Source organism: Fenollaria timonensis (genome assembly GCF_001457835.1).
Lineage (GTDB): Bacteria > Bacillota > Clostridia > Tissierellales > Peptoniphilaceae > Fenollaria > Fenollaria timonensis.
In genome coordinates this window covers 1,001,091-1,027,739 of the sequence record NZ_LN898230.1, presented here as the reverse complement: position 1 = coordinate 1,027,739, position 26,649 = coordinate 1,001,091, and the positions used below count along the sequence as shown (strand labels likewise).

Below are 26,649 nucleotides of genomic sequence, written 5' to 3'. Positions count from 1 at the left end.
TGGGTAAAAATTAATAGTACGGGGATGAATTTTGGTTTCGACGGGGATTTGGAATTTAGAATAGCGAGCCGGGTCGATGGATACGTCACATCTGTCAAAAAATATAAACGCAGAAAACAATAATTTTGCATACGCTGCCTAGTTAGGCGGCTCTCAATATAGAGTTTTCTCGTTCGGCTTTATATTGGGTCAACTTAGACGAGAAAATCTTTTAGCCAAGCTTAAAAGCTAAAAGATTATTTCAAAGCTAGCTAAGACTTTATTTTGCTTTTTAAATTGGTCTTAGTGAAGTTTGATAAAAAGCTGCGCTCGGAGAAGTTCTTTAGGAAGGGTTTTCGGACAGGGGTTCGACTCCCCTCATCTCCACCAGATTGCTTATAGACTTAGTCTATAGGCTTTTTTTATGCTTATAGCTGGATTTCGGAATACTTTTGGTGTTCGACTAGCATATGAATTTTAATATAATTATAAATTTTAATCACTTGATAGTCTATTATAAGTAAGTTATTTACTTATAATAGTTGATTTATTGGACAAAACTTTAAGTTTATTTATATGGACAGTGACTGCATATAAGAATAAGCAATTGCAAGCATCATAAAGCTTTATGAATAAAAGTTCATAAAGTTGTTTCATTTTTATCAAATTTATGGTATAATATATGTGGTGATTCTATGGACATCGATAAAATCAAAAAGGGACTAAAGATATTTCTTATAGTCATACTGATAATAGTATTTATAAATATAATGAATAAGGACTTCTTTAATCAAAGCGATGGCGAGGTCAAGGTCGATAGAGCCTTTGATACTGGCACTAAGGACTCTTTGAGCGAGGCTGATGCTGAAGAGGGCTACATCTACACTCACATCACTGGCGAGATTAAAAAGCCTGGTGTATACAAGATGAAGGCGGGCACTCGTATGGACGACCTTGTTAAAGAGGCGGGCGGTCTTACTGAGGACGCTGACATCGACCTAATCAATCTATCTGAAAAGCTGGTTGATGAGGAGAGAATCATAGTTCCTGCAAAGGGCGCGAGCAAAGCTGACGAGATGAGTCATGCAGCAAGCTCTGTTCAAACGAAGAAAATCAACATTAACACGGCTGATCTATATGAGCTTACATCAATACCAAGCGTTGGCGAAAAGACTGCGCAAAAGATTATTGATTACAGAGAGAAAAAGAAGTTTAAGAAGATTGAAGATATCATGAACATAGAAGGAATCGGAGAGAACAAGTTTAAGAACATGAAAGATTATATAAGCGTAAGCGGAAGGTGATTGTATGAGTAATGATATAAATGTAAAATTAACAAGTTTTGCCAAGACATCTGGTTGAGCAGCGAAAGTTAAACCGGAGGTTTTAGATCAAATATTAAAAGGATTAGAGAAGAATTCGCCAGATCCAGACCTATTAGTAGGCTTGGAAACAAGTGATGACGCAGCTGTTTACAAGGTTAGCGAGGACAGAGCCATCATAGAAACTTTGGACTTTTTTACGCCAATAGTTGACGACCCATATACATTTGGGCAAATAGCAGCAGCGAACTCGCTTTCAGACGTTTATGCCATGGGTGGAGAGCCGATACTTGCGATGAACATCTCGTGCTTCCCAAACTGTTTGTCGCCAAATGTGCTAAAGCTAATATTAAAGGGCGGATTTGACAAGGTTAAGGAGGCAGGTGCCTTGCTAATAGGCGGACACACTGTTCAAGACGATGAGCTTAAGTACGGCATGAGCGTTACTGGTTTTGTTCATCCTGATAAAGTTTTGAGAAATACTGGTGTTAAAGAGGGCGACGTCCTAATATTAACTAAGCCACTTGGATTAGGCATCATAAATACAGCTGTAAAGGGCGATATATGCGATAAGGACTCCTTAGATGAAGCAGTTTTAGTAATGAAGACACTTAATAAAAAGGCTAAGGACGCTATGGAAGGCCTTGATGTACACGCGTGCACTGACATTACAGGCTTCGGGCTTATGGGTCACGTATACGAAATGCTTAGAAATACTGATGTTACAGTTGAGCTATATACAGAGAAATTACCTATACTAAAGGGAGCGCTTGATTATGCGATGATGGGCCTTGTGCCAGCAGGTGCTTATGACAACAGAGTTTTTGTCGGTGATAACTTTAGGATAGATGCGGACATCAAAAGAGAGATGGAAGACCTATTATTTGACCCACAAACTTCTGGAGGACTATTAATATCGCTATCAGAAGAAGATGCGAAGACTTATATGGAAAGGATAGACCTTCCATTTGATGTAAATATTATTGCAAAGGCAAAAAAATTTGACGATAAATATATTTTAATTAAGTAGGTGTGATATGAATTTATTTAGAATGATCCCAGGCGTTGATCAAGTTATGGAAAATGAAGAAATTAAGAAATTATTTGAGCTTCACGACGCAAAACTGATTAACGATACTATAAGAACTATCTTAGATGAGATGAGAGACGAGATTAAGAAGGGTCTTGATGAGGACGGACTTAGAGAGAGACTTAAAAATATTGACAAGGCTGTCGCACAAAGGCTAGCTGATGAGCTTAATTATAGCCTTAGACCCGTTATAAATGCGACAGGTGTCATCATCCATACTAATCTTGGTAGGTCAAAACTACCAAAATCGGCTCAAGAAAATATTATGAGACTATTATCAAGCTACTCAAATCTTGAATATGACTTAGACAGAGGCGAAAGAGGACTAAGATACTCTCATATAGAAGAAAAGCTTAAAAAGATAACTGGAGCAGAGGCGGCACTTGTTGTAAATAACAATGCTGCAGCTGTTATGCTTGTACTTGACACACTTAGCAAGAACAAGGAAGTAATTACTTCAAGAGGCGAACTTATCGAGATAGGCGGATCATTTAGAATACCTGACGTTTGCGAGAGAAGCTTGGCGACACTTAGGGAGGTCGGCACAACAAATAAGACGCACCTAAGAGATTATGAAAACGCTATAAATGAAGAGACAGGCGCAATACTAAAGGTTCACACATCAAATTACAAAATTTTAGGCTTTACTGAAAGCGTTAGCGCAAGTGAAATTGCTACTATAAAGGGCGATTTACCTCTAATTGAGGACCTAGGCTCGGGCGTTTTAATTAATCTTGAGGACTATGGTCTTGAGCACGAACCAACTGTTATGGAATCAGTTGCAAGTGGCGTCGATGTAGTTACTTTTAGTGGTGACAAGCTTTTAGGCGGTCCACAAGCGGGCATTATAGTCGGCAAGGAAAAATACATCAGCCAAATCAAGAAGAATCAATTACTTAGAGCGCTACGTGTGGACAAGATGACTATAGCAGCCTTAGAAACAATACTAAAATATTATATTGATAAGAATAAGACATTTGAGATACCGACTATAAAGATGATTACTGAATCTTTCGAATCAATTGAGAAGAGAGCGGAAAAACTATTCTCAATGCTTGAGAGTATAGAGGGAGCTGAGCTAAATATAGTTGAAACAGCTTCTGAAGTAGGCGGTGGCTCACTTCCAAACCAATTTATCAAGTCTAAAGCAATTGAAATTAATCCAAAAAATATATCAGCTGCAAAGCTTGAAGAAGGACTTAGAAAGCTTGAAGTACCGATTATTACTAGGATATACAAGGACAAGATCTTACTTGATTTAAGGACTATTGACGAAGAAGAGTACGAAATTATTGCGAGTGAACTTAAGGGGATTTTAGGAGAGAGATAGTGAAACATTTAATACTTGGAACTGCGGGTCACGTTGACCACGGAAAAACTTCTTTAATACGCGCCTTAACTGGCAGACAAACTGACAGGCTAAAGGAAGAGCAAAAGAGAGGGATATCGATAGAGCTTGGCTTTACTTACTTTGATCTAGAAAAGGATTTAAGAGTAGGTATAGTTGACGTGCCTGGTCATGAGAAATTTATTAAAAATATGGTTCAAGGCGTTAGCGGCATGGACCTTGTTATGCTTGTCATTGCGGCCGATGAGGGCGTTATGCCTCAAACCATCGAGCACTTAAACATACTTACTATGCTTGGTGTTGAGCACGGATTTGTTGCTTTAACTAAGACTGATTTAGTCGATGAAGAGTGGATAGAGCTTGTCACATCAGACATAAGAGACAGTTTAAAAGGCACTTTCCTTGAAAATTCTGAAATAGTCAGGGTTTCTAACAAGACTTTAGAAGGTATTGATGATATAAAAGATATTTTAAGGAAGCACGCCGATAGCTTTGAAAAAGAAGAAAAGAACGATACACCAAGGCTACCTATTGACAGGGTCTTCGTTATATCAGGCTTTGGTACCATAGTTACAGGCACGCTTATGGATGGAAAATTATCCTTACAAGATGAGATTGAAATATATCCAGAGAGAATAAAGACTAAGATTAGGTCCATACAAGTGCATCAAGAGTCACAAGATGTGGCTTATGCTTCACAAAGATGCGCTCTGAACATCCCTGGAGTTAAAAAAGAAGATATACATAGGGGCAGCGTTATAAGTCTTCCTGATGCACTTAAGAATACTAATCTAATTGACGTAAAGATCGAGTGCATTAAGGATCAAGAAAGAGCCATAAAGAATGGATCAAGAGTTTTCTTATACTTAGGCACTGAAGAAATTTTAGCAAGAGTCGTTTTATTAGATAGAGACGTACTTAATCCTGGCGAAGAAGGCTACGCGCAACTAATTCTTGAGAGCGAAACAGTTTGTAAGAGGATGGATAGATTCATATTAAGATTTTACTCGCCGATGTCGACTATAGCGGGCGGCGTTATACTTGAAACTAATCCAAAGAAGAAAAAGCGCTTTGACGAAGAAGCCGTTGAAGAGTTTAAGATAAATGAAAAGGGCTCAGATACAGACGTTCTAAACAATCTTATCTACACAAGACAAGATGATTTCTTAAATAAAAAAGAAATCGCAAAATTGTTAAGTAAGTCCGAGGACTTAGTAGATAAAGAGCTAAAGGAACTTGTAGATGATGGAGCCATCGCTATATATGAATTAAAGAACGGCATCTATCCTGTATCGTTAAGATATATACACAATGTGAACGAAGAACTAATAGTTCATCTAAATAAATACTACGAAAAATATCCACTTAGAAGAGGAATTTTCAAAGAAGAGATTAAAAATAGATTCTTTAAGAAGCTTAATAACAATCAAAAGCTATATGAAAGCCTTCTTAAGCTAATACTTGATGAAGGAAGTTTAGAGCTAAATGGCGAGCTAGTCTCAATCAAGGGCTACGCACCAAGCTTGTCGGATGAAGACAAAAAGTCCATGGACATGGTTTTGAATATGATAGAAGAAGCAAAATATGACGGTATCACAAAAGATGCTATACAAGAGAAAATCAAGATCAATACAGAATTTTTAAATGAAGCACTACAAGATTTACAAGCTAGCAAGAGCATCTACAGACTTCAAGACGACTATATAAGCTACAAAGCCTTCTTAAATGCAAGAGAAGAGCTAATTAAGTATTTAAATAAGAATCAAGAGATAAGTCTAGTAGAGTACAGGGACCTTATCTCGTCAAATAGAAAGATATCGCTTGCTTTGCTTGAAGATTTTGACAAGGCCAATTTAACGAAGAGGCTTGGCGATAAGAGAGTATTAAAAAGGTAGGAGTATATATGCAAAAGATTTTATTAATAGATAGTGATGAAACCTTTGTTCAGGGTCTCAAATACAGTCTAGAACAAGATGAGTATCTTATAGATACAGCATATAGCGCTGAAGAGGCACAAAAGCTTCTTAAGCCAAATGAGTATAATTTAATAATTATGGAGATAGACTTGCCAGACAAGAGCGGTCTCAATCTATGCCAAGACATCAGAAGGGACTCAAACGTCGCCATAATCATATCGACAAATAATAAGGAAGAGATTAAAAAGATACTTGCACTTGAATATGGTGCAGATGACTTTTTAGTTAAGCCTTACAATATTCTTGAGCTTAAAGCTAGGATGAAGTCCTTGTTTAGAAGAGTTCAAGGCGCAAATGACGATTCGAAGAACAATATACTTGAGTTTAATCACTTCACCATAAACACCATTGGCAGAAAACTTTTTAAAGATGGTGTAGAAATTTCACTAACAGGCAAGGAATTTGATTTACTCTATATACTTGCTTCAAATAAAGAAGTTGTTTTCTCGAGAAAGGACCTATTGGAAAAGGTTTGGGGCTATCAATTCTACGGCGATGAAAGGACTGTTGACGTTCACATCAGAAGGCTTAGAAACAAGATAGAAGAGAGCAGCAAGAGACCAAAATTTTTAAAGACTAAATGGGGGGTAGGCTACTACTTCGTAGATTAATATATGGAAAAGAAAAAAACAAATAAATTTTTTAAGAATACCTTTATTCTTGTTATAGCGGGCATCTTAGTTAAGATTATAGGCGCTGTATATAGAATACCTATAACAAACATCATTATGGATACAGGGATTGGCTACTATCAAGCGGCTTATCCTGTGTATCAAATACTCTTAACTATATCAACAGCGGGCCTACCGATAGCGGTTGCCAAGCTTGTTTCAGAGAATTATGCGCTAGGAAGAGTAAAGGCAGCACATAAAGTATTCAGAGAGTCGACAAAGCTTATGTTCATACTGGGTATAGCGAGTGCGCTCTTTGTTTACGTTTTCAGCCACCAAATAGTTGGCTTTTTGCAAAATGAAAACAGCTGGTACTCCTTAGTCGCACTTATACCAGCCCTTATATTTGCACCGTTGATGTCATCATTTAGAGGCTTTTATCAAGGCAAGGAAAATATGGTGCCGACAGCCATCTCACAAGTTATAGAGCAGCTATTCAAACTAATCTTTGGGCTAATGCTTACAAAGTACGCCCTAAAGATGTATGGCGTAGCCGTTGCAGCAGGTGCAGCACAATCAGGCGGTTCAATCGGAGCCTTCTTCGGCTTTTTATTTTTGCTTATAGTATTTTTATTTAATTATAAATCATATAAGGAAGAAGAAAGACTTGATGAGAGCGGCTTCATCTATGATGATAAGGAAGTAATAAGAGACATCTTAGCCATAGCAGTTCCCATCACCATAGGCGCGTCAATCAATCCACTTATGGACTTCATCGATACAAAGCTAGTATTTATGAGATTAACAGACATAGGCTACACTATGGAGCAGGCGAACGATATGTTCGGCTGGTTAAAGGGTATGGCGACAACACTTATTAACATGCCTCAAGCTATATCCATAGCCTTGTCAATGAGTATAGTGCCACTAGTTTCTGCTTACATGGTTAAAAATGATCATGAAAAAATGCATCAAACGATATATAGTGGACTTAAGTTTACTTGCCTTTTTGCCTTTCCATGTGCACTAGGTTTTATCGCGCTAAGTAAACCAATCATATCCTTAATATATTATAATAATTCGCCTGAGGCCATAAATGGCACAGCTGAACTGCTTAGCATACTATCAATAAGCCTTATCTGCCTATGTTTGATACAGATACTTACTGCCATACTTCAAGCGGTAGGCAGCCCAGAAAAGCCAGTTAAGAATCTCGTGATTGGCTCACTCGTTAAAATCGTTTTAACATACGTATTAACTGGCATCAGCTACTTTAATGTAAAAGGCGCGGCAATAAGTACAGTTGTCGCATTCTTAGTAGCTATGGTACTAAACTATATCGATCTAGAAAAGATAGTCGATAAAAAATATAATTTATTATCTTACGCGATAAAAGTTTTAGCCATAAGCATAATTATGGCTGTCTCAGTTAAGATAGTATATGAACTTTTAAGCATGAGATTTTCACTTTTGATATCGACATCGCTATCGATTTCCTTTGGGATTATAGTTTATGCTGGTCTTGCACTTTTACTAAAATTGGTAAAAATAGAAGATTTTATATCAAAATAGCAAAAAAATCGCTATTTTTTCAATAAAATTAGAAAAAAATGCAAAAAAACCTTGATTTTTAGCGAAAATAGGTTATAATATAAGTATAGAAGAGCCGCAAATGGCTTTTCAAAGCACTTTTTAAAAGGAGGATTTATTATGAACAAATCTCAATTAGTTGCAGCTATGGCTGAAAAAACTGAAATGACTAAGAAGGACGTTGAAGCTTGTCTAAACGCTTTTACAGGTGTTGTTACTGAAACACTTAAAAAAGGTGATAAGGTTCAATTAGTTGGCTTTGGTACTTTCGAAGTAAAGGACAGAAAAGCTAGAGAAGGAAGAAACCCAAGAGATCCTAAGCAAAAAATTAAGATTCCTGCATCAAAAGCACCTGTTTTCAAAGCTGGTAAGACTTTAAAAGAAACTGTTAACACTAAAGGAAAAAGAAAATAAGCTAGACCCTAAGGGAAGTTTATTTTAGCAGAATAAGTAAAAAGTCAGGCTCTGCCTGACTTTCTACGATGTACATAAGGGTGATTTCATGAGACTTGATAAGTTTTTAAAACTATCGAGAATTATTAAGAGAAGAACAGTAGCTAACGATGCTGCGAAGAGCGGCAAGATACTTATAAATTCTAAAGTAGCTAAGCCAGGCGACGAATTAAAAATTGGCGACGTTATAACGACAACGTTTAACGATGAGCACAGAAGCTATGAAGTACTATCCTTGATGGAGAGTCCAAACAAGGATCAGGCTAAGCTGATGTATAAAGAGCTATGATTTGTAAGGAGTGATGATTATGAAAAAAAATAAAAAAGGTGGTATTACAGCATTTAAGTTAGGTGTTATATCCTTATTATTAATTGTGTCAATCCACTTATATAATCAAGTAGTAACTTACAATAAATTAGTGAAAGAAGATAAGGCAAAGCAAGAGGAGATTGCAGAACTTAAGGATGAAATATCAGACGTAAAGGTATTGCTTTCTAAGTCCAAAACTCAAGAATTTATTGAACTAATAGCTAGAGATGAATTAGGCATGATTAAGCCTAAAGAAATAAAAGTTGTTGACAAAGTCGACACTGATATATTTAAGGAAAACAAATAATAATTAAGGAGGATTTTGTTTTTTATGACGCTTTCAGTTGGAGACATCGTGAGTGGAAAAGTTGTTAATATTACTAATTTCGGTGCTTTTATCGAAATAGAAGGTGGGCAAAATGGTCTTGTACATATCTCGGAGATATCAAATGATTACGTGGAAAACGTTTCAGATGTTTTAGAGAAGGGACAAGAGGTTAAAGCCAAAGTTTTGTCAAATGAGAACGGAAAGCTAAGTTTGTCAATTAAGCAAACTCTTCCAAAAAAAGAATTTGTTAAGCAAAGAGATTTTAATAATAAAAAAGATTTCTCAAAGCCAAGAAAAGATTTTTCTAAGCCACAAGCTAGGAAGGTTTACACTTGGGAAGGAGAAAAGACAGAGTCTCAAGATTTAAGCTTCGAAGATAAGATCTCAAGATTTTTAAAAGAAAGTACTGAGAAGATGGATCAAATGAAGTTTAAAGAAAACAGAAGGAGCAGCTATCACTCAAAGAAGGGTAATTACGATAGATAGCTTCTTAAGCAATATGAATTTAGCAAGGTTGAACAATTTGTTCAGCCTTTAATTTTACTTTATATATTTTTTCTAAGAGCAGAGGTTATTATGAATACATTAGAAAAGTTCAAAAATTTCATCGAAGAAAATAATTTAATCGATAAGGGCGATACCATAGTCAGCGCTGTATCAGGCGGCTCTGACTCCGTTTTTATGCTTGAAATGCTTTTAGCTATCAAAGATAATTATAATCTTAAGATTATAGTCTCTCACGTGAATCATGGCCTTAGAGGCGCTGAAGCACAAAGAGATGAAGACTTTGTTAAGAAGCTCGCAGAAAAAAACGGACTTATATATGAAGTAGATCACATCGACATGGCAGGCTACGCCAAGGAGCACTCACTTACTTGCGAAGAGGCGGGCCGCAAGCTAAGATACCTTTTCTTCGAAGAGATTAAGGAAAAGCACAAGGCAGATAAGGTCGCCATAGCTCACAATGAAAACGATGTGGCCGAGACCATATTCCTAAATATATTTAGAGGCACAGGGCTCGATGGACTTGAATCGATTCCATTAAGAAGGGACTTTTACATAAGGCCTATACTTTGCTTTGAAAAGTCAGAGATACTTGATTTTTTAAAAGAAAATAATATCCATTACGTCGATGACTCGACGAACTTCACTAACGATTACAAAAGAAACATGATTCGTAACGAGATTATTCCATTTATCAAAAAGAATTTTAATGAGAATATCGTTTCGTCTATGTCGAGACTAGCCTCTATTGCAAAAGAAAATAATCTTTATCTCAATGGCATTATTAACGATAAGTACATTGACATAGTTAAGGCTAATACCATTGATAGAGAGGGCTTCAACAATCTTAATCACTACGAAAAGACTCTTGTTTTAAGAAAATTTTTAAGAGATAATTTAAATTATTTAAACAATATCAGCAAAGACAATATCGAGGATATGATTAATTTAATTAAGCTCGATTCGGGTAAAAAATATGATATAGATGGCAAGCATTATCTTGTGAATGATTTTGACAAAACTATATTCAAAAAGCTTGATATTAATGAGCTTTCAGAAGAAATATCGCTTGACTTTAAATTGGATAAAGTATACAATATTTATGGCAGTAAATTTAAATTTGTATTAAGTGATAAAATACTTAGCAAAAAGTACCTAGATTACGATTTATTGACTGGTAAGCTTAGTCTTAGAAATAGACGCAGCGGCGATAGGTTTAACCCCTTTGGCATGAAGGGCACTAAGAAGATTAAGGACTACTTTGTTGATAAAAAAGTGTCTTCGGACGATAGAAGTAAAGTTTTGTTTCTGATGAATGGTGACGAGATAGCCTGCGTTGTGGGCTACGACATCGCTGATAAATATAGGGCAAGTAGCAAAACTAAAAACTATCTAAACGTTATAATGGAGGGTAATGATGGCTTATAGAATTAAAGAAATAATGTTCACAGAAGAAGAAATTCAAGCAAAAGTTTTAGAACTAGCAAAACAATTGACTGAGGATTACAAAGGCAAGAGCCCAATCTTCGTTGGTATACTAAAGGGATCCTTTGTATTTATGGGTGATTTAATAAAAAACGTTGATAATCACGAGCTTAGAGTAGACTTTATGAGAGCGTCAAGCTATGGTAACAAGACTAAATCAGATGGCCAAGTTAATATAAAGCTAGATATGGAGTTTGATCCAAAAGGCGAAGACATACTGATTATCGAAGATATCATCGACTCAGGATTTACGCTAAAGTGTCTTCATGAGTACCTTTTAAATAAGGGAGCAAAATCAGTTAAGATAGTTACACTGCTTAACAAAAGTGAAAGAAGAGTCGTAGATATAAAAGTTGACTACGTTGGCTTTGAAATACCTGATAAGTTCATTATCGGCTACGGCCTTGATTATAACGAGCACTTAAGGAATCTGCCATATATTGGAGTTTTAGACGAAACTTGTTTAAGTGAGGAGGAATAAATTGAGAAGATCTTCAATGAGAAATATAATTGTTTATGCATTTATATTGATACTTGTCTTCGTGTCACTGAGATTTTTCTCGGGCAGCTTTTTTGAAGAGGACAGGGCCAATGTCAATACCTTCATAAACGATATTAAAGATGGAAAAGTAAAGAGAATTAGCCAAGAAGGTTACGGATTTAAATATACAAAGAACGATGGCAAGAGCGATTACGTAGAGGTAGACCCGAACGTATGGAAATCCATTTACGATGATTATGTAAAAGACAGAGTTATAGCGGACAAGCTTCAATACGACGTTACTATGCCTAGAGATAACTCAATGATGATAAACATACTAATGATGCTTGGATCAATGATATTCTTCATGTTTATCATGAGAGCTTTAGTATCACCAAGAGGTCAAGATGGAACGAGCCCTCAAAACTTTGGTAGATCCAGAGCAAGAGAGTCCAAAACTGTCAATGGCAAAGTCGTTAAATTTGCGGACGTTGCAGGACTTGTCGAAGAAAAAGAAGAGCTATTTGAAATAGTTGACTTCTTAAAAAATCCTATGAAGTATATCAAGCTTGGCGCGAGAATACCAAAAGGCGTTTTGCTAGTTGGTGAGCCAGGTACAGGTAAAACATATCTATCTAAGGCCGTTGCTGGTGAAGCAGGAGTGCCATTCTACACTATAAGTGGTTCAGACTTTGTGGAAATGTTTGTCGGCGTTGGTGCTTCAAGAGTAAGAGATTTATTCCAAACAGCGAAGAAGAATGCTCCGTGCATAGTCTTTATCGATGAAATCGATGCTGTTGGTAGACAAAGAGGCGCTGGCCTTGGTGGCGGTAACGACGAAAGAGAGCAAACACTTAATCAACTCTTAGTAGAGATGGACGGCTTCTCGCAAAACGAAGGCATCATCGTTATGGCGGCAACTAATAGACCTGACATACTAGATAAAGCCTTATTAAGACCGGGTAGATTCGATAGAAATATCTACGTTTCACTTCCTGACGTAAAGGCGAGAGAGGCAATACTTGAAGTTCATGCAAAGAACAAAAAGATAGATGAAGATGTTGACCTTGAAAATATTGCTAAAAAAACTGTTGGCTTCTCACCAGCAGACCTAGAGAACCTTCTAAATGAGGCGGCTCTATTAACTGCAAGAGAAAACTTAGACAAGATACCTATGAGACTAGTTCAAGAAGCGTCAATCAAGGTAGTCGCAGGACCGGAAAAGAAATCACAAACAGTCATAGAAAAAGAAAGACAGATAGTTGCCTACCACGAAGCAGGCCATGCAATAGTTAGTCACTACACAGACGAATTATATCCAGTAAACATGATAACTATAGTTCCTAGAGGCAGGGCAGGCGGCTTCACAGAATATCTTCCAAAAGAAGACTTTAATTACACAACAAAGTCCATGATGGAGAATATGCTTAAGTCCTTACTTGGTGGTAGAATAGCTGAAGAGATTATCTTCAAAGATATATCTACAGGCGCATCAAACGACATCGAGAGAGCTACAGACCTTGCGAAAAACATGGTTACTGTTTACGGTATGAGTGATAAGCTTGGACCAGTTTGCTACGACAATGAAGGCGAAAATGTTTTCATCGGCAGGGACTATGGCAGAACGAAAGTTTATTCAGAAGCAGTTCAATATGCTATAGATCAAGAGATCAAAGACTTTATCTTGAAAGCAAAAGAAGAAGCAACACAAATACTTTTAGAGCATAAGGATAAGCTAGAGAAATTAGCTCAAACACTTCTTGAAAAAGAAACAATTAATAGAAAAGAATTTTTAGAAGTTCTTGGTGAATAGCATATAGAGCACTTGCTTAGGCAGGTGCTTTTTTATTTTGCTAATAGCTTTGCTAAGCAAGGTCCTAATAGATGAGATATGGCGATTAGATGATATATGAAGAGCAGATGGCAAATGACGGGCAGATGGCATATGACGAGCGGGTGACATATGACGAGCAGATGGCATACGACGGGCAAATGATATATGACGAGCATATGACATCTGTCGCGCGGGTGCAATATGGTGTGCAAAAGCATTAGCATAGGGCACTCACTATTGATTAATTTAGCAAATACTCAATAAAGAATAAGAAAAATTTATACAAATGAGCATTTATACTTGAAAAAATATTTATCTAGTGATATAATTATTATTGTAATAGTTTACTATAAAGGAGTGATTTTATGTTTTTAGCAAGTTTTATTTCGCCTGAGAATACTTGGGCTCTATGGTCAGTTTTAGCCTGCTCAGCAGCTCTAGCTATATTCCTAGAACAAAAGTACAAATGGGCAAACAAGGTAACAGGTTGTATCCTAGCGCTAACTATCACTATGATACTATCAAACGTAAACTTTATACCAGCTGGTGCACCAGTTTACGATGCGGTTTGGGACTACGTAGTACCTCTAGCAGTACCTATGCTATTATTCAAAGCAAATATCAAGAAGATTGCTAGAGAATCAGGTAGAGTATTCATTATTTATCTACTAAGTTCATTAGGAACTATACTTGGTTCTTTTGCAGCATTTTATATTTTAAGAGGCGCTATATCAGATATTGGCAATATTATCCCTATGTTCACAGGAACATACACAGGTGGTAGTGTTAACTTCGTAGCTATGGCTGACAACTATGCAGTTGATCAATCAATTACAAGTGCGGCACTAGTTGCAGATAACCTACTTATGGCTATATACTTCTTCGTGCTTATAGCTCTACCAGGTATGACATTCATACAAAAAGCTTACAAACACCCATACATCGATGAACTTGAAAAGAACGCTGATCTTAAAGACAGCAGCAAGACTATGGCAGCTCAATATTGGGGAGCAAAGGATATATCATTACTTGATATAGCAACAGTAGTTGCAAGTGCCTTCCTAATCGTTACTGTATCAGACCTTATTGCTTCATTCTTAGGTTCAGTTATACCTACAAGCAACTTTGTATTGCAATTATTTAACGGTCTATTAGGTAACAAATACTTAATCATGACAACTATCACTATGATACTTGCATCAGTATTTAGCGGCTTCTTCGAAAAGATTAACGGCAGCCAAGAAATCGGTACTTTCTTAATCTATTTATTCTTCGCTGTAATCGGAGCACCAGCTTCATTAAAGTTAATCATCGAACAATCTCCACTACTATTAGCACTAGCAGCTATCATAGTATTCACAAACTTAATCATATCACTACTATTTGGCAAGATATTCAAATTCTCAATCGAAGAAGTTATCATTGCTTCAAACGCAAACGTTGGTGGACCAACAACAGCAGCAGCTATGGCTGTATCTAAGGGCTGGCAAGCACTTATCGTTCCAGCACTATTAGTTGGTACACTTGGCTACGTATTAGGTAACTGGTACGGTATTTTAGTAGGAACAATACTACAATAAAAAGAATTAATTAGTAAACTATATTATTACAGAGTAAGCAGTCATTATATTGGCTGCTTATTTTTTTAATCATTGCAATGGTAATGCTTTTTGTGCTATAATATTTATCGTAAAACAAACGGTATCCTTAGTGAACCGGAATGGAGGTAATTTTATGAACATGAGCAAGAACTCAAAAAGAGTTGCGTACACAGCTATATACATAGCTATCGTACTACTATTCGCATTTACGCCGATAGGCTTCGTGCCAGTTGGTCTAACTAATGCAACAACACTACATATACCAGTCATCTTGGCGGGTATACTAGAAGGTCCACTTATTGGGGCCATAGTCGGATTTGTTTTTGGCATAACAAGCATAATCAATGCTATCATCAAGCCAAATCCTATATCCCTAGTATTTTTAAACCCGATTATAGCGGTTGTGCCAAGAGTTTTGATTGGACTACTATCGGGTCTTGTGTTTAAATTTATGAGTAAAAGAGATGAAAAAACTAACAAAGCGATCACTCTAACAGTGTTTACGCTGATCTTCATCTACTACTTAAGATGGGTCATCCTATATGTCGGAAGTCCTGAGATCAAGACCATAATCAAAGTTGTTAACGCAGTATTCTTGCTGCTTACACTTATGATACTTGCCTTTATCATCAAAGGCTCGAAAAAGTACAGACTTGACATAGTCGTGCCGACTTTCGTTGGAACGCTTGTAAACACTGGACTTGTCTTGTCATTTATGTATTTAATTTATGGCACGTTTATAGAGGTAGCGCTTGGACTAGAAGCAGGAGCATCGAAGGGCTATATACTTGCGATTGCAACAACAAACGCAATTCCTGAACTCATCATAGCCATAGTAGCGGTGACTGTTATTGCTTCAAGAGTACTAGCAATTGAGAGGAGATAATTATGCTATTAGCAATGGATGTCGGCAATACTAACATAGTTTTAGGCTTGTTCGACGATAATAATATGAAAGAAAGCTTTAGGCTATCGACTGATAAGGATAAAACTTTGGATGAATATGGTATCATCTTTCATGACTTTTTAGATTTTGCAAAAGTCGATGCAAAAGATATAAATGCAGCCATCATCTCATCGGTGGTGCCGCCTGTGACAGGACCACTGATTGATGCAATCAAAAAATATTTTGGGGTCGACGCAGAGCTTGTCGGCAAAAACCTTAAGACAAAGATCAACATCGTTATGGACAATCCAAAGGAGGTTGGCTCGGACAATATAGTAAACTCAGTAGCCGTTAGAGCCATCACAAATAAGCCCGCTATAGTCATAGACTTAGGTACAGCAAACACTTATCACTACTTAAATGAAAAAGGTGATTACTTAGGCGGCATCATTACGCCAGGCTTTAAGATATCGATGGACGCTCTATCTGAGAGAACATCAAAGCTTCCACGCGTTGAGCTTGAAATGCCTGAGCACGTTCTTGGCAAAAACACTGTTGAGAGCATCAAAAGCGGTATAATGAACTCAAAGATTGGTGAGATGGACTACATCATAAAGAAGATTTTACAAGAGATAGGAAAGACAAAGGATGAGGTCCTAATCGTTGCAACAGGCGGACTTGCTGAAAAAGTCGCGGTTCATAGCGAATATGTTAATTTAATCGAGCCAAATCTAACATTATTAGGCCTTTATGAAATTTACAAGATGAATCATGCTTAAAATATCGAATTTTGAGATAAAAAATTCACTAGTCTTAGCGCCGATGGCAGGCTTCACCGACTACGCCTTTAGGCACATAGCCTGTGAGCTAGGCGCTGGCATGACGGTATCCGAGATGGTTAACGTCAAGGGCCTTGTTCATGGTGACAAAAAGACCTTGGATCTAACTAAAAGGATAAAGGACGAAGCCATCTACGCAGTTCAAATCTTTGGAAGCGATGAGGATGACTACAAAAGAGCGATTGAAGATCACTTAAACGCTATGGACATCGATATCCTAGACATAAACATGGGCTGCCCTATGCCAAAGATTACTAAGAATGGCGATGGCAGCGCGCTTTTAAAAGATACAGAAAAAGTATATAGCGTAGTAAAAGCTGCGAAGAGCGCTTCGACTAAGCCCATTACTGTAAAGATACGCATCGGCTGGGACGATGAGCACCTTAATGGCGTAGAGAACGCTAAGGCGATAGAAGATGCTGGAGCGGACGCAATCACCGTTCACGGAAGGACGAGAGAGGCCTTCTACACAGGACACGCCAATTGGGACTACATCAAAAAGATTGTAGATGCAGTCAGTATACCCGTCATTGCCAATGGCGATGTGGCGAGCCTTGATGATTACATTAAGATACTTGAAGTGACAGGGGCAGCGGGCGTCGCTATAGGTAGAGGGGCACTTGCAAATCCATTCTTATTTAAAGAGATAGCTAGCTACTTAAAAGGCGAAGAGTATATTTCAGAAGAATACCAAAAGATAGACGTCGCACTAAGGCACATGGACCTAGATCTAGAACTATATCCCAAGGAGCTATTAAAAAACAATATGAAGAAGCAGCTCTTACAGTACATCAAAGGCTTAAGAAACGCAGCCAAGGTGAAGAATGCAATCTGCGAGAGCAAAGACTTTGATGAGATATATGAAATTTTGCTAAAGTATAGAGAAAATTTAAAAAACAATACTTATGTATAGAAAAATTTTATAACACAAAATATTATTACAATAAAGAATAAAATATTATTACAATAAGAATAAAATATATTGAAATAGTATAAAAAATGTTGTATAATTATGATATAAATAACGAAAAGAGTTGACAAATAATGTTTGATTTGAGAAAATCGTTAGACAGACAGACAGACAGACAGACAGACAGACAGACAGACAGACAGACAGACAGACAGACAGACAGCTAGTTTTCTGTCTTATTTTCGTGTAATTTTTGAAGTTGATAAAGGTACTTACCGTTACCGGTAGGTTCTTTGTCAACTTTTTTTATGCAAAAATTAAAATATAAGGAGGAAGAAAAATGAAAAGGACAAAAAAGATTATGAGCTTAGCATTAGCTCTAGTAATGTTGCTTACAGTTATTGTAGGCAGTGTAAGTGTATTTGCTGCAAATAATATTAAAAGCGGATACAAAGAAGAGGGATGGACAATTGATGGTTGGGTTGATTTATCAAATGTAGTAAACAATTTTAAAGAAAATGAATTTACAAATGATGACGGAAAAACTATTTATAAGGGCAAGATTGTAGGCTCAGCAGAAGCAACTGATTTATTCGAAGGGGCTTATAATAAATATGAAAAGGATTATAAAGGTCACGTTTATTGGTTTGGCAAAGCTGAAAATTTTGTTATGTTTAATAAAGGAGATAAATTTCCTACAGTTGATCTAACTGTAACATTCCCTAACAATTTTAATATTGATTATGACAATATTGAACTTAAATCAGGCACAACACTTGTAAGTAAGATTGAAATAGAAGATTTTGCGAATGTAAAGGATGAAAAAAGAAAAACTTTTAAGTTAAGATTTTATTTAGGTAATTGGAATGATTATCAAGGATTCTTTGCTATGTATGAAAAAATTAAAGGTGAAACAGGACACAAGATTGAAATAAGTATTCCATACTCTGTAGATATCACAAATAATAATCAAGATACTTTAGGAAATGTTAGTTCTGAAGGTGTTTGCGCTTTATTTAAAGGTGGAAACAAATTTAGTGGAACGCAATTAGTTGATGTTGAGCTTAAAAAACATGAAATAAGCATTGTAAAATAAAGGAGTAAATATAAATGAAGAAAAAAATTATTTCGCTTTTTCTTTTACTAGGATTAATATTATCTGTAATTCCATTAAATTCATATGCACAATTCGGCCCGATTGTAACAGGAGATGATGTTGATGGATGGATAAAAGATAATTATTGGGTTGAACTTGAGAAAGATGGACTAAATGCAGTCCCAATAGGCGTTAATCCTAATAAAGAATCTAAATTAGGTACAAATATAAAAGTAGATGAATTGTATTATCCATGGCTAAACACTGGAATTAGAACTGATAGAACTGCATTATTTGATTATTTTGGTGATGATGGTACAATTATGGCTGGTGGGAAGAAGATAGTTGATGATTTTAGAAGATTACTTAATCAAGACTATGATGCTTTTAAAGATAATAATAAACCTTACAATGACTGGAATGAGTTTAATATTGATTTAAATAAAGATACAATAATGAATATAAATGATTTTAACATTTATGGTGATATGTATAAAATTAATAGTGTAGACTCTTCTTCAATAGATACTTATAAAAATGATTCAAGTATGGATTTAGCTTTAACAGTTGATTTATCTACACTAGTTAAAGCCGAGAACACTTATGGATTAGTAATGGGTATTTCAGATGGATATCTACGTGGAATAGGCAAAAAAGGAAATGGGTATGCAAGAAAAGATGATAAATTTGCATTTACTTTAGATTTTCCAAAAGAAGCTATACTTACTGAAGATGCTGAATTTGAAATAGAAGGCTTAGAAGGATATAATTTAAAACATGAAGAGTTAAGAAGTAATGATAGTGACAGAAAGAAAATTATTATTTATGCAGATGAAGACAATATCAAACCTACAATGAACTATATTGATTTTTATAACACTCTTAATAAGTGGAATCCAAATGTGACTTTGAAGATTAAGGGTATAAAGTTTAATAATTCAATTAAAAATAATAAAAATTATACTATAACAGCTTCTATCGCAGGCATGTATGATATTATTTTATCAAAAAATAAAAGTGTTTTAGATAATTTAAAATTTAATAAAACAACAGATGGAATTAGAAGATTTGTTGTTTTTGCAGCAAAACAATCAAATGAAGGTACAGACGCAGCTGCTGATAAAAACAAACCAAATTTAATTTCTTATACTTTTAATGTTGAAGAAAGAAAAGCAAGCCATAATCCAGTTGTTACATTCATTAATAACGACAGATACTACGATGAAAGAGAAGTTTATGAAGGCACATCCATAAACCAAAACAGCTATATGCCAAGAGATCCAGAAAAGAGAGGATACAAGTTTATCGAGTGGAACACTATGCCTGACGGAAGCGGCATGACATTTACTGGTGACACTGTAGTTTATGAAGACATGACTGTTTACGCTATTTACAAGAAAGACAGAAGATATGATGATGAGCGTGAAACAGCTGATGAAGAGCCAATGCTAAACATTAATGATCACTATCAATACATGGTCGGATATAAGGACGCAACATTCAGACCAAATAACAACATGACTAGAGAAGAAGTTGCAGTAATGTTCTCAAGACTTATGGTCAGAAGACCAATAAAGGGACACATTTACAATCATAATTTTAAAGACTTATCAAATACTAGATGGTCTGCGACAGCTATTAGCTACATGAATGAGCTTGGTTTAATAAAGGGTTATCCTGATGGAACTTTCAAACCAGAAAAGAGTATTACAAGGGCTGAGTTTGCTGCTATGGCAACTAGATTTGCTAATCTATTTGGCGGTGGACTTCAAGGATTTGTTGACGTTCCATATACTCACTGGGCTAATGATGTTATAGCTAAGGCAGCAAGTGCTGGTTGGGTAAGTGGTTACCCTGACGGCACATTTAAGCCTGAAAACAAAATTACAAGAGCTGAAGTAGTTAGTATCACAAATAGAATGCTTACAAGACGTGCTGACAAAGATTTTATTACTAAACATAGATCAGCAATACTTAGATTTACTGATACTCCTACTCACTGGGCATTCTACGACATTGTTGAAGCATGCAATGGTCATGACTACACTAGACAAGGAACAATTGAAGAAAATTGGCTAAACGTTAACTTAAAAACTTTTGTTTACGATAAATAAGATTAACTAGCTAAATAAGATTAAGAGCTGAGGTAGAAATACTTCAGCTTTTCTCTTGCAATTATATTTCATTTCTTATATAATAGAATAAAGTAAACGAAGAGAGGTAGTATTATGAAGAAGAAAATATTGGCGCTAGTCATGGTCATCATGATACTTGCAAGTCAAGTGAATCTACTCGCAAAGACTGAAGTGAAACAAGTGAAGCTTAGAAACAGAAGCTGCAATGTAATTACTGTTACAGCTGACGATACTACTGCTTTTAAGGTGGTTAAGCCAAATATGAAGCAAGTTGGCGTTACGAATTTCAAAAATTATATCGCGTCATACAAGCCAAGAGCAGCGATAAATGCAAATTATTTTGAAGCATACAAGGGTGGCTACTACCCATATGGCACACAAATGACTGAGGGCACGATGATAAACATGTCTGGCGATCACGCGAGTCTACTTGTTTTTGATAAAAATAAATTTAAGATAGTACAAGGCTTTCTTCGCTACAATGGCTTTCTTGATGGATTAAGGGAGAATGATTGGACTATACCAAATAAAGCAAACACTTTTGAGATTTGGGATGTCAATGGCAATTTAACAAGCGAAATGACTGCATACGTATATAATTCATATAGAAACGCTCCTACTAAGTTTGGCGGCGGAACTGTTATAGAAGTTGTTGATAATAAAGTAAGTAAAGTATATAAATCATCTGAAAACATGGTTTTACCAAAGAATGGCTACATTATTTACTATGGCAAAGAGGCTTGCGACGATAAATATATTGATGATAGATTCAAAATTGGAAGAACTGTTGAACTTGAACTAGTATTATCAAAGAAGACTAAAGACGGCTTTGTGACTGAAACTGATTTTGATTACAATGGAGAAAAAATTCCATATACAAAAGTGACTGAGATAATCTCAGCAGGACCATTACTAATAGAAAACACAAATAGCGTTTACGAAACGTATGTAAAGGGCATGGAAGCAAAGATGACGACTGGTGCAGGCGCAAGAACCTTGATAGGCATCAATAAGTCAAATCAATTAGTCATGGTGACTACTTCGGGAACTATGGCGCAAATCACAGGCATAATGCAAGACCTTGGCTGCACTGACGCCTTTAATCTTGATGGCGGCGCATCGAGCGCTATGTACGCGAATGGCAAGTACTTTAGAAATGCAGGAAGAGCGCTTAACACAGTATTTTTAGTACAAGATGTAAAGCCAGAGAAGAAGAAATAGATTATAAAGATAAATATTGGCGATGGATGAGTCCATCGCCATCGTTATGCGAAAAAAGAGTGGGCAGATTAATTTGCTCACTCTTTTGCCTTTATCTATTTAGTTTTGTCTCATCGCTTCAAGTGCACTTAGCTTAGTTGCTTTCTTAGCAGGGAAGTAACCTGATACTATACCTATTAGTGCTGAGAACACTAAGGACGCTAGTGCTAGCCAAGCTGGTATGATTGACATCTTTAACTGAGATGGATCAAAGTCTGGCGAGAATCCGCCTCCAGACATATTGGCAGCAAAGCCATATTTCACGCCCAAGTAATTGATGAGGGCGCTTATCGCGTAGCTGAGGACTATACCTACTAGGCCGCCGAGTAGCCCGATGAAAGCTGATTCAGTAAGGAACATCTTTTTAATATCGGAGACGCTCGCACCTATAACTTTCATAACGCCGATCTCTTTAGTTCTTTCATATATACTCATGACCATGGTATTCGAGATACCGATGGCTGCGACAAGTAAGGATACGGCGCCGATACCGCCAAGTATCAGTCTTTGTGTTTTAGATGAGTTATTGATTTCGACTAGGATATCGTTTAGCGAGTGCGGCTTAAGACCCATAGCTTCGATTTGCTCTTGAACTTTTTGAACGTTGTCAACATTATCTACTTTAACTTTGATGTTATTGTATTTATTTTCCTTATCTTGACGTCCGCCAAACATATAGTCATTGTAGCCATTTTGCCTATTGCCTGCTTGTAATTTTTTGGCATCCTTTTTCATCTTTCTAAGATAATCTATCGGCATAACGATATAATAATTATTTTCATAGTCATCATCTCTAAATACGCCGACTGCTTCTATTTGATATTTTTGCTTAGGCTTGTTAGCCTCATTGATTTTACCATCTGGGTCGTAGCCACCAGCTTGATTAAGCGTTAAAAACATCTTCGTTGTAAGAGGGTCTCTTTCTTCTTGCTGCGAGGCTCCCATGCGAGGCCTTTGCGGGTTGCTTAACCATCTAAGCACGTCTCGGCCCATTACCACTTGATTCACATCGCCTTCTTGAAGCATTCTACCGCTGTCAAGCCTTATATCGAACTTCGCGTATTCAACTGGGTCAACGCCTATGATGCTCGCGTAGCCTTGTAGGTTCTTGACATTGATTTGCGCTTCGAACTGCTCAGTAGCAAGAACTGCTTCTACGTGAGGAATCTTTTTTAGCTTTTCAACAGATGCGTCGTCAAGCTTAGCCACCTTGTCAGTTTTTTTCTTCTTACCATCTTCCTCATCCATGCCACCATATCTATTGGCGGGGTAGATGTCTATTTGAGTTAAGGAGCCCGCTGATGCAAGCTGCTTTTTAGTTGAGTCCGTCATACCGAAGCCTAAGGATATCATCATGATGATGGATATGGAGCCAATAACTACACCTAATACTGTTAAGAATGTTCTTAATTTACGACGATTAAGATTTCTCAAACTCATCAATATTAGATCTTTAGTCTTCATCTATCTTCAGATCCTTTTCTTTATTTTTATTTTTAATCTTTTTAAATATTACAAAAGCGATTGCTCCTAATAAGACTAGAGCAGTTGGTATATAGAATAGCGGATTCTTATACCATGGCACGTCTACAGCCATATTGCCGTCTGGCATTGGCATTCCGTCTGGTCCAAGCTCTGGGTCCATAGGTGGAGCTTCATCAACTGTTATATTAATATCTTCAGTTTGTTCTTTGACTTCACCAGTTGAGTCCTCATATGAGAATTTCAATTGAGCTTTGATCTCGCCTGGTTCATTCGGCATGATTGAGCCTTCATAAATGTCTTGTCCACCTGAGTTGAAGTTACCGATATAGTATGTGCCGTTGTTTATAGTGGCGTTATCAGATGTTAAAGTCACTTTGAAGTTATATAGGGTAACTTTACCTGTGTTATAGAAGTTTGCTGTGATAGGGATGTTGTCACCAACAAAGGCGTTTGTTTGATAATTTATTGGGTCAATATCAAGTTTTGATTCTTGATAAACTGGCACGCCAATATTTTCACTTGATTTGTACTCGTTATTTTCATCGTCTTCATATTCAAAATTAGCTGTGATAGTATATGTCTTTGCTGTAGCGTCTGGCACAACAAACATTTTGATAGTTTTTTCAACTTTGCCATTTGGAGCTATCCTACCAATGTAGAAGGTATTTGAGCTATCAACTGGAGTAAAGACTGATGAGCCTGATGTGTTTGAGTTATTATCAGTAGTGTCTTGACTTGTTAGATCTATCTTAATATTTTTAACTGCTTTTTTCGCATTTGTATTATAGAATGATAGATTCATTTCGAATTCATTTCCAGCAAGTGGAAGCTTTGGAGTGAATTCGTATCTATCTATAATTAGCTTAGGTGTTGATTTCTTCGCGTCTTTACCATCGCCAATGTTTTCTGGGTTGTTTAGGAAGACGCCGACGATTTGCTCAACAGTTTTTGGCTCTTTTGAATCAGTAAAATCATCAAGATATTCTATCTTAATATTGATAGGGTAGTTCTTAGTCGAGCCGCCCTTTGTTGTAAAGAATTTGTAGCTAACTGTTTCTTCTTCGCCAGGAGCTAGGTCCCTAACAAGTATGTCGGAGACTGTTCTTGATACAACGCCTGATGGGTCGTCGCTCTTAGCGCTTGCTCTGATGCTTTTAGCAACGGATTGACCTTGATTTCTGATCTTGAAGCTTACATCGAATGTTTTGTTTACTCCAAGTGTTGCTGCTGGAAACTTTAGGTCTTGTATTATTAATTGTGAGTTTTGTGAAGCATCTCCACCTATATTAATAAAGGCAGATGTTTCTTCTTTTATTGCTTCTTTATTAAATTCACTTTCATAGCTTAGTGAAGTTTTTATTTCATATGAACCAAACTTAGCAGTCTTGCCTACGTTCATCTCATAGTAAACATATGTTTTTTTACCGGGTTCGATGGCTTTAACTTTTTGAGTAGTAGTGCCGCCTCTAACAGATAGACCAGCTTCAGCAGGTAAAGAGATATTTAGATCGATATTTTTCGCTAAAACATCAGAAATGTTTTCAATTTCATATCCAAGAGCTACATATGAGCCAGGTACAATATTTGCTTCAGGTAGAACGTCAACTCTGTTTATTTTTAGTTGAGCCTTGTTTTGACTTCCGCCGTTTACTCTTACATAAGCTTCTCCAGATACTTTTACAACTTCACCATTAATTCTAGTTTTACCTGTAACAGAAATTTTATAAGTACCTGCTTCAGCGCTTTGAGGTATTCTAACTCTTACTTCAACATCACGGCCACCATAGGCATTTACAATGTAGCAATTACTAGGGTTATCACTTGTAGCTCTAACTCCATAGAAACTTAATCCAAAGAAAAATCTATCTGCTTCAAAAATAACTGATCCGTCATCACCAGGATTTAATTCTGTTGTTGAATTACTTATTAAATCGATTTCATCAATTTTTTCTTTTGGTCTTTCTTCTGGTGTAGTGCCAGGATTTGTATCTGGATTTACATCTGGTGTGCCGCTATATTCTTTGACCTTTATTATTGACGTTCCAGATACATTTATAATGTCATTACCTTTTTTGTATTGCGCTGTAACATTTAAACGATATCTTCCTGCCTCAGCTGTTTTAGGTGCTCTAACAGTTACATAAATTATACCATCTTTACTTTTATAATCTTCAACGTAGCAGTTCTTATTTTTAATTTCAGCTTTAATATTAGTGTAGTCTTCTTTATTTGCATTAACTAACTTAAATTCTACAACTACTTTTCCATCTGCATTAAGCTCTACTAAATTATCTGATATCAAATTTTCACTAACTGGTCCTGATCCACCCTTACCTGCAAATATATTCACACTCAAGCTGCTTATCATCATTACAGCTATTAATAAAATGCTAAATATCTTCTTCACTTAATTCTGCCTCCTTTTTATTTCTGTTTACTTCGTCCTTTTCAATCAGACCGTCACGCACGTGAACGATTCTGTCTGAGTAGACTGCTGTTTCTAAGTCATGAGTTACTATGATAAGCGTCTGTTTATCCTTCTTCGTCATAGTAGTCATAAGTTCCATAATCTCGACACTAGTCTTAGTATCAAGGTTACCTGTTGGTTCGTCCGCAAAGACTATCTTCGGTTTATTAACAAAAGCTCTCGCTATACTTACTCTTTGCTGCTGACCACCACTCATCTCACTTGGTTTGTGCTTCATTCTATCTTTCAAACCAACCTTCTCTAGTAGATACGCGCTACGCTCATCTCTTTCTTTCTTAGGTATGCCTTTAAATATCAAACCCAATCCAACATTTTCAAGTGCTGTTAGGGTAGGGATGAGGTTATACGATTGAAACACAAAACCAACATTGAGTTGCCTAAACTTAGTTAGGTCATCCTCGTTAAGATTCTCTATGTGTATACCGCCGACAACTATCTCCCCAGACGTTGGCTTTTCAAGTCCAGCCATCATATTTAAAAGAGTAGATTTACCTGAACCAGATGGTCCAACAATGCATATCGCTTGCTCCTTATATAGAGTTAGGTCAATGCCTTTAAGTACAAGAAGACTTTCTTTACCGATCTTAAATGCTTTCTTTAAATTTTTCAGTTCGATAATTTCTTGCATGTTTCCTCCT

General features: G+C 36.5%; 23 protein-coding genes and 1 other RNA gene. 21 read left to right on the top strand and 3 right to left on the bottom strand.

The window, feature by feature from the left end; translation table 11 throughout:
- Positions 1–20 precede the first annotated feature (20 nt).
- The 21 genes from ssrA to BN3004_RS07895 all read left to right on the top strand — a co-directional run bounded on the left by ssrA (position 21) and on the right by BN3004_RS07895 (position 21,999).
- Positions 21–369: a transfer-messenger RNA gene (gene ssrA, locus BN3004_RS08295) on the top strand.
- Between the two features lie 305 nt (positions 370–674).
- Positions 675–1,283 carry a helix-hairpin-helix domain-containing protein gene (locus tag BN3004_RS07990; RefSeq protein ID WP_058260650.1) on the top strand — a complete coding sequence of 203 codons (609 nt, stop codon included), beginning with the start codon at positions 675–677 and terminating at the stop codon, positions 1,281–1,283.
- 4 nt (positions 1,284–1,287) lie between these two features.
- On the top strand, positions 1,288–2,331 hold the full coding sequence (gene selD / locus BN3004_RS07985) for a selenide, water dikinase SelD (RefSeq protein ID WP_082244149.1): 1,044 nt from the start codon (positions 1,288–1,290) through the stop codon (positions 2,329–2,331).
- Positions 2,332–2,338: 7 nt separating this feature from the next.
- Complete coding sequence (gene selA / locus BN3004_RS07980; protein WP_058260648.1) at positions 2,339–3,721, top strand: L-seryl-tRNA(Sec) selenium transferase; 1,383 nt, start codon at positions 2,339–2,341, stop codon at positions 3,719–3,721.
- Positions 3,721–5,634, top strand: coding sequence for a selenocysteine-specific translation elongation factor (gene selB, locus BN3004_RS07975; protein ID WP_058260647.1), 1,914 nt, complete (start codon positions 3,721–3,723; stop codon positions 5,632–5,634). Before selA ends, selB begins: the two co-directional genes overlap by 1 nt.
- Before the next feature lie 8 nt (positions 5,635–5,642).
- Positions 5,643–6,326 (top strand): response regulator transcription factor, encoded by a 684-nt coding sequence (locus BN3004_RS07970; RefSeq protein ID WP_058260646.1) that lies wholly within the window; start codon positions 5,643–5,645, stop codon positions 6,324–6,326.
- 3 nt (positions 6,327–6,329) lie between these two features.
- On the top strand, positions 6,330–7,898 hold the full coding sequence (locus tag BN3004_RS07965; RefSeq protein WP_058260645.1) for a putative polysaccharide biosynthesis protein: 1,569 nt from the start codon (positions 6,330–6,332) through the stop codon (positions 7,896–7,898).
- A gap of 138 nt (positions 7,899–8,036) precedes the next feature.
- Positions 8,037–8,330 (top strand): HU family DNA-binding protein, encoded by a 294-nt coding sequence (locus BN3004_RS07960; protein WP_058260644.1) that lies wholly within the window; start codon positions 8,037–8,039, stop codon positions 8,328–8,330.
- 88 nt (positions 8,331–8,418) lie between these two features.
- Entirely contained in the window at positions 8,419–8,658 is a 240-nt protein-coding gene (locus tag BN3004_RS07955) for an RNA-binding S4 domain-containing protein (RefSeq protein ID WP_058260643.1), read from the top strand.
- Positions 8,659–8,677: 19 nt separating this feature from the next.
- Positions 8,678–8,986, top strand: a complete 309-nt coding sequence (locus BN3004_RS07950) for an FtsB family cell division protein (protein ID WP_058260642.1) — start codon at positions 8,678–8,680, stop codon at positions 8,984–8,986.
- 24 nt (positions 8,987–9,010) lie between these two features.
- Positions 9,011–9,493: a S1 RNA-binding domain-containing protein gene (locus BN3004_RS07945; protein ID WP_058260641.1), complete on the top strand. Its 483-nt coding sequence runs from the start codon at positions 9,011–9,013 to the stop codon at positions 9,491–9,493.
- 90 nt (positions 9,494–9,583) lie between these two features.
- A complete protein-coding gene (gene tilS / locus BN3004_RS07940; protein WP_058260640.1) occupies positions 9,584–10,939 on the top strand; it encodes a tRNA lysidine(34) synthetase TilS in 1,356 nt (451 codons plus the stop codon).
- Entirely contained in the window at positions 10,929–11,477 is a 549-nt protein-coding gene (hpt, locus tag BN3004_RS07935) for a hypoxanthine phosphoribosyltransferase (protein WP_196792499.1), read from the top strand. Before tilS ends, hpt begins: the two co-directional genes overlap by 11 nt.
- 1 nt (position 11,478) lies before the next feature.
- Positions 11,479–13,290 carry an ATP-dependent zinc metalloprotease FtsH gene (gene ftsH, locus BN3004_RS07930; protein WP_082244146.1) on the top strand — a complete coding sequence of 604 codons (1,812 nt, stop codon included), beginning with the start codon at positions 11,479–11,481 and terminating at the stop codon, positions 13,288–13,290.
- 386 nt (positions 13,291–13,676) lie between these two features.
- Entirely contained in the window at positions 13,677–14,891 is a 1,215-nt protein-coding gene (locus BN3004_RS07925) for a DUF819 family protein (RefSeq protein ID WP_058260638.1), read from the top strand.
- Between the two features lie 154 nt (positions 14,892–15,045).
- Positions 15,046–15,798, top strand: a complete 753-nt coding sequence (locus BN3004_RS07920; RefSeq protein ID WP_058260637.1) for an ECF transporter S component — start codon at positions 15,046–15,048, stop codon at positions 15,796–15,798.
- Positions 15,799–15,800: 2 nt separating this feature from the next.
- Entirely contained in the window at positions 15,801–16,577 is a 777-nt protein-coding gene (locus tag BN3004_RS07915) for a type III pantothenate kinase (protein WP_058260636.1), read from the top strand.
- The gene (gene dusB / locus BN3004_RS07910; RefSeq protein WP_058260635.1) at positions 16,570–17,550 is read left to right on the top strand and encodes a tRNA dihydrouridine synthase DusB; all 981 of its coding nucleotides are present in this window, start codon (positions 16,570–16,572) and stop codon (positions 17,548–17,550) included. Before BN3004_RS07915 ends, dusB begins: the two co-directional genes overlap by 8 nt.
- Positions 17,551–17,887: 337 nt before the next feature.
- Positions 17,888–18,643: a hypothetical protein gene (locus BN3004_RS07905; protein WP_058260634.1), complete on the top strand. Its 756-nt coding sequence runs from the start codon at positions 17,888–17,890 to the stop codon at positions 18,641–18,643.
- Positions 18,644–18,657: 14 nt separating this feature from the next.
- Complete coding sequence (locus BN3004_RS07900; protein WP_058260633.1) at positions 18,658–20,757, top strand: S-layer homology domain-containing protein; 2,100 nt, start codon at positions 18,658–18,660, stop codon at positions 20,755–20,757.
- A 114-nt stretch (positions 20,758–20,871) separates the two neighbouring features.
- Positions 20,872–21,999: a phosphodiester glycosidase family protein gene (locus BN3004_RS07895; RefSeq protein WP_058260632.1), complete on the top strand. Its 1,128-nt coding sequence runs from the start codon at positions 20,872–20,874 to the stop codon at positions 21,997–21,999.
- Between the two features lie 99 nt (positions 22,000–22,098).
- Here the strand turns inward: BN3004_RS07895 and BN3004_RS07890 are convergent, their stop codons facing one another.
- The 3 genes from BN3004_RS07890 to BN3004_RS07880 are packed head-to-tail and all read right to left on the bottom strand — an operon-like array spanning position 22,099 to position 26,639.
- Complete coding sequence (locus tag BN3004_RS07890; RefSeq protein ID WP_058260631.1) at positions 22,099–23,502, bottom strand: ABC transporter permease; 1,404 nt, start codon at positions 23,500–23,502, stop codon at positions 22,099–22,101.
- Positions 23,492–25,930, bottom strand: a complete 2,439-nt coding sequence (locus tag BN3004_RS07885; protein ID WP_058260630.1) for a COG1361 S-layer family protein — start codon at positions 25,928–25,930, stop codon at positions 23,492–23,494. Before BN3004_RS07885 ends, BN3004_RS07890 begins: the two co-directional genes overlap by 11 nt.
- Positions 25,914–26,639 carry an ABC transporter ATP-binding protein gene (locus BN3004_RS07880; protein ID WP_058260629.1) on the bottom strand — a complete coding sequence of 242 codons (726 nt, stop codon included), beginning with the start codon at positions 26,637–26,639 and terminating at the stop codon, positions 25,914–25,916. The genes BN3004_RS07885 and BN3004_RS07880 overlap by 17 nt, the downstream gene beginning before the upstream one ends.
- Positions 26,640–26,649: the final 10 nt, after the last annotated feature.

What these genes read in the sequence shown, in the direction of transcription:
- BN3004_RS07905 (WP_058260634.1), top strand. Translation starts at nt 17,888, where the DNA reads ATGAAAAGGACAAAAAAGATTATGAGCTTAGCATTAGCTCTAGTAATG.
- selA (WP_058260648.1), top strand. Translation starts at nt 2,339, where the DNA reads ATGAATTTATTTAGAATGATCCCAGGCGTTGATCAAGTTATGGAAAAT.
- BN3004_RS07925 (WP_058260638.1), top strand. Translation starts at nt 13,677, where the DNA reads ATGTTTTTAGCAAGTTTTATTTCGCCTGAGAATACTTGGGCTCTATGG.
- BN3004_RS07920 (WP_058260637.1), top strand. Translation starts at nt 15,046, where the DNA reads ATGAACATGAGCAAGAACTCAAAAAGAGTTGCGTACACAGCTATATAC.
- BN3004_RS07900 (WP_058260633.1), top strand. Translation starts at nt 18,658, where the DNA reads ATGAAGAAAAAAATTATTTCGCTTTTTCTTTTACTAGGATTAATATTA.
- BN3004_RS07880 (WP_058260629.1), bottom strand. Translation starts at nt 26,639, where the DNA reads ATGCAAGAAATTATCGAACTGAAAAATTTAAAGAAAGCATTTAAGATC.
- BN3004_RS07945 (WP_058260641.1), top strand. Translation starts at nt 9,011, where the DNA reads ATGACGCTTTCAGTTGGAGACATCGTGAGTGGAAAAGTTGTTAATATT.
- BN3004_RS07970 (WP_058260646.1), top strand. Translation starts at nt 5,643, where the DNA reads ATGCAAAAGATTTTATTAATAGATAGTGATGAAACCTTTGTTCAGGGT.
- BN3004_RS07895 (WP_058260632.1), top strand. Translation starts at nt 20,872, where the DNA reads ATGAAGAAGAAAATATTGGCGCTAGTCATGGTCATCATGATACTTGCA.
- BN3004_RS07915 (WP_058260636.1), top strand. Translation starts at nt 15,801, where the DNA reads ATGCTATTAGCAATGGATGTCGGCAATACTAACATAGTTTTAGGCTTG.
- tilS (WP_058260640.1), top strand. Translation starts at nt 9,584, where the DNA reads ATGAATACATTAGAAAAGTTCAAAAATTTCATCGAAGAAAATAATTTA.
- dusB (WP_058260635.1), top strand. Translation starts at nt 16,570, where the DNA reads ATGCTTAAAATATCGAATTTTGAGATAAAAAATTCACTAGTCTTAGCG.
- hpt (WP_196792499.1), top strand. Translation starts at nt 10,929, where the DNA reads ATGGCTTATAGAATTAAAGAAATAATGTTCACAGAAGAAGAAATTCAA.
- BN3004_RS07960 (WP_058260644.1), top strand. Translation starts at nt 8,037, where the DNA reads ATGAACAAATCTCAATTAGTTGCAGCTATGGCTGAAAAAACTGAAATG.
- BN3004_RS07965 (WP_058260645.1), top strand. Translation starts at nt 6,330, where the DNA reads ATGGAAAAGAAAAAAACAAATAAATTTTTTAAGAATACCTTTATTCTT.
- BN3004_RS07955 (WP_058260643.1), top strand. Translation starts at nt 8,419, where the DNA reads ATGAGACTTGATAAGTTTTTAAAACTATCGAGAATTATTAAGAGAAGA.
- BN3004_RS07950 (WP_058260642.1), top strand. Translation starts at nt 8,678, where the DNA reads ATGAAAAAAAATAAAAAAGGTGGTATTACAGCATTTAAGTTAGGTGTT.
- BN3004_RS07890 (WP_058260631.1), bottom strand. Translation starts at nt 23,502, where the DNA reads ATGAAGACTAAAGATCTAATATTGATGAGTTTGAGAAATCTTAATCGT.
- BN3004_RS07990 (WP_058260650.1), top strand. Translation starts at nt 675, where the DNA reads ATGGACATCGATAAAATCAAAAAGGGACTAAAGATATTTCTTATAGTC.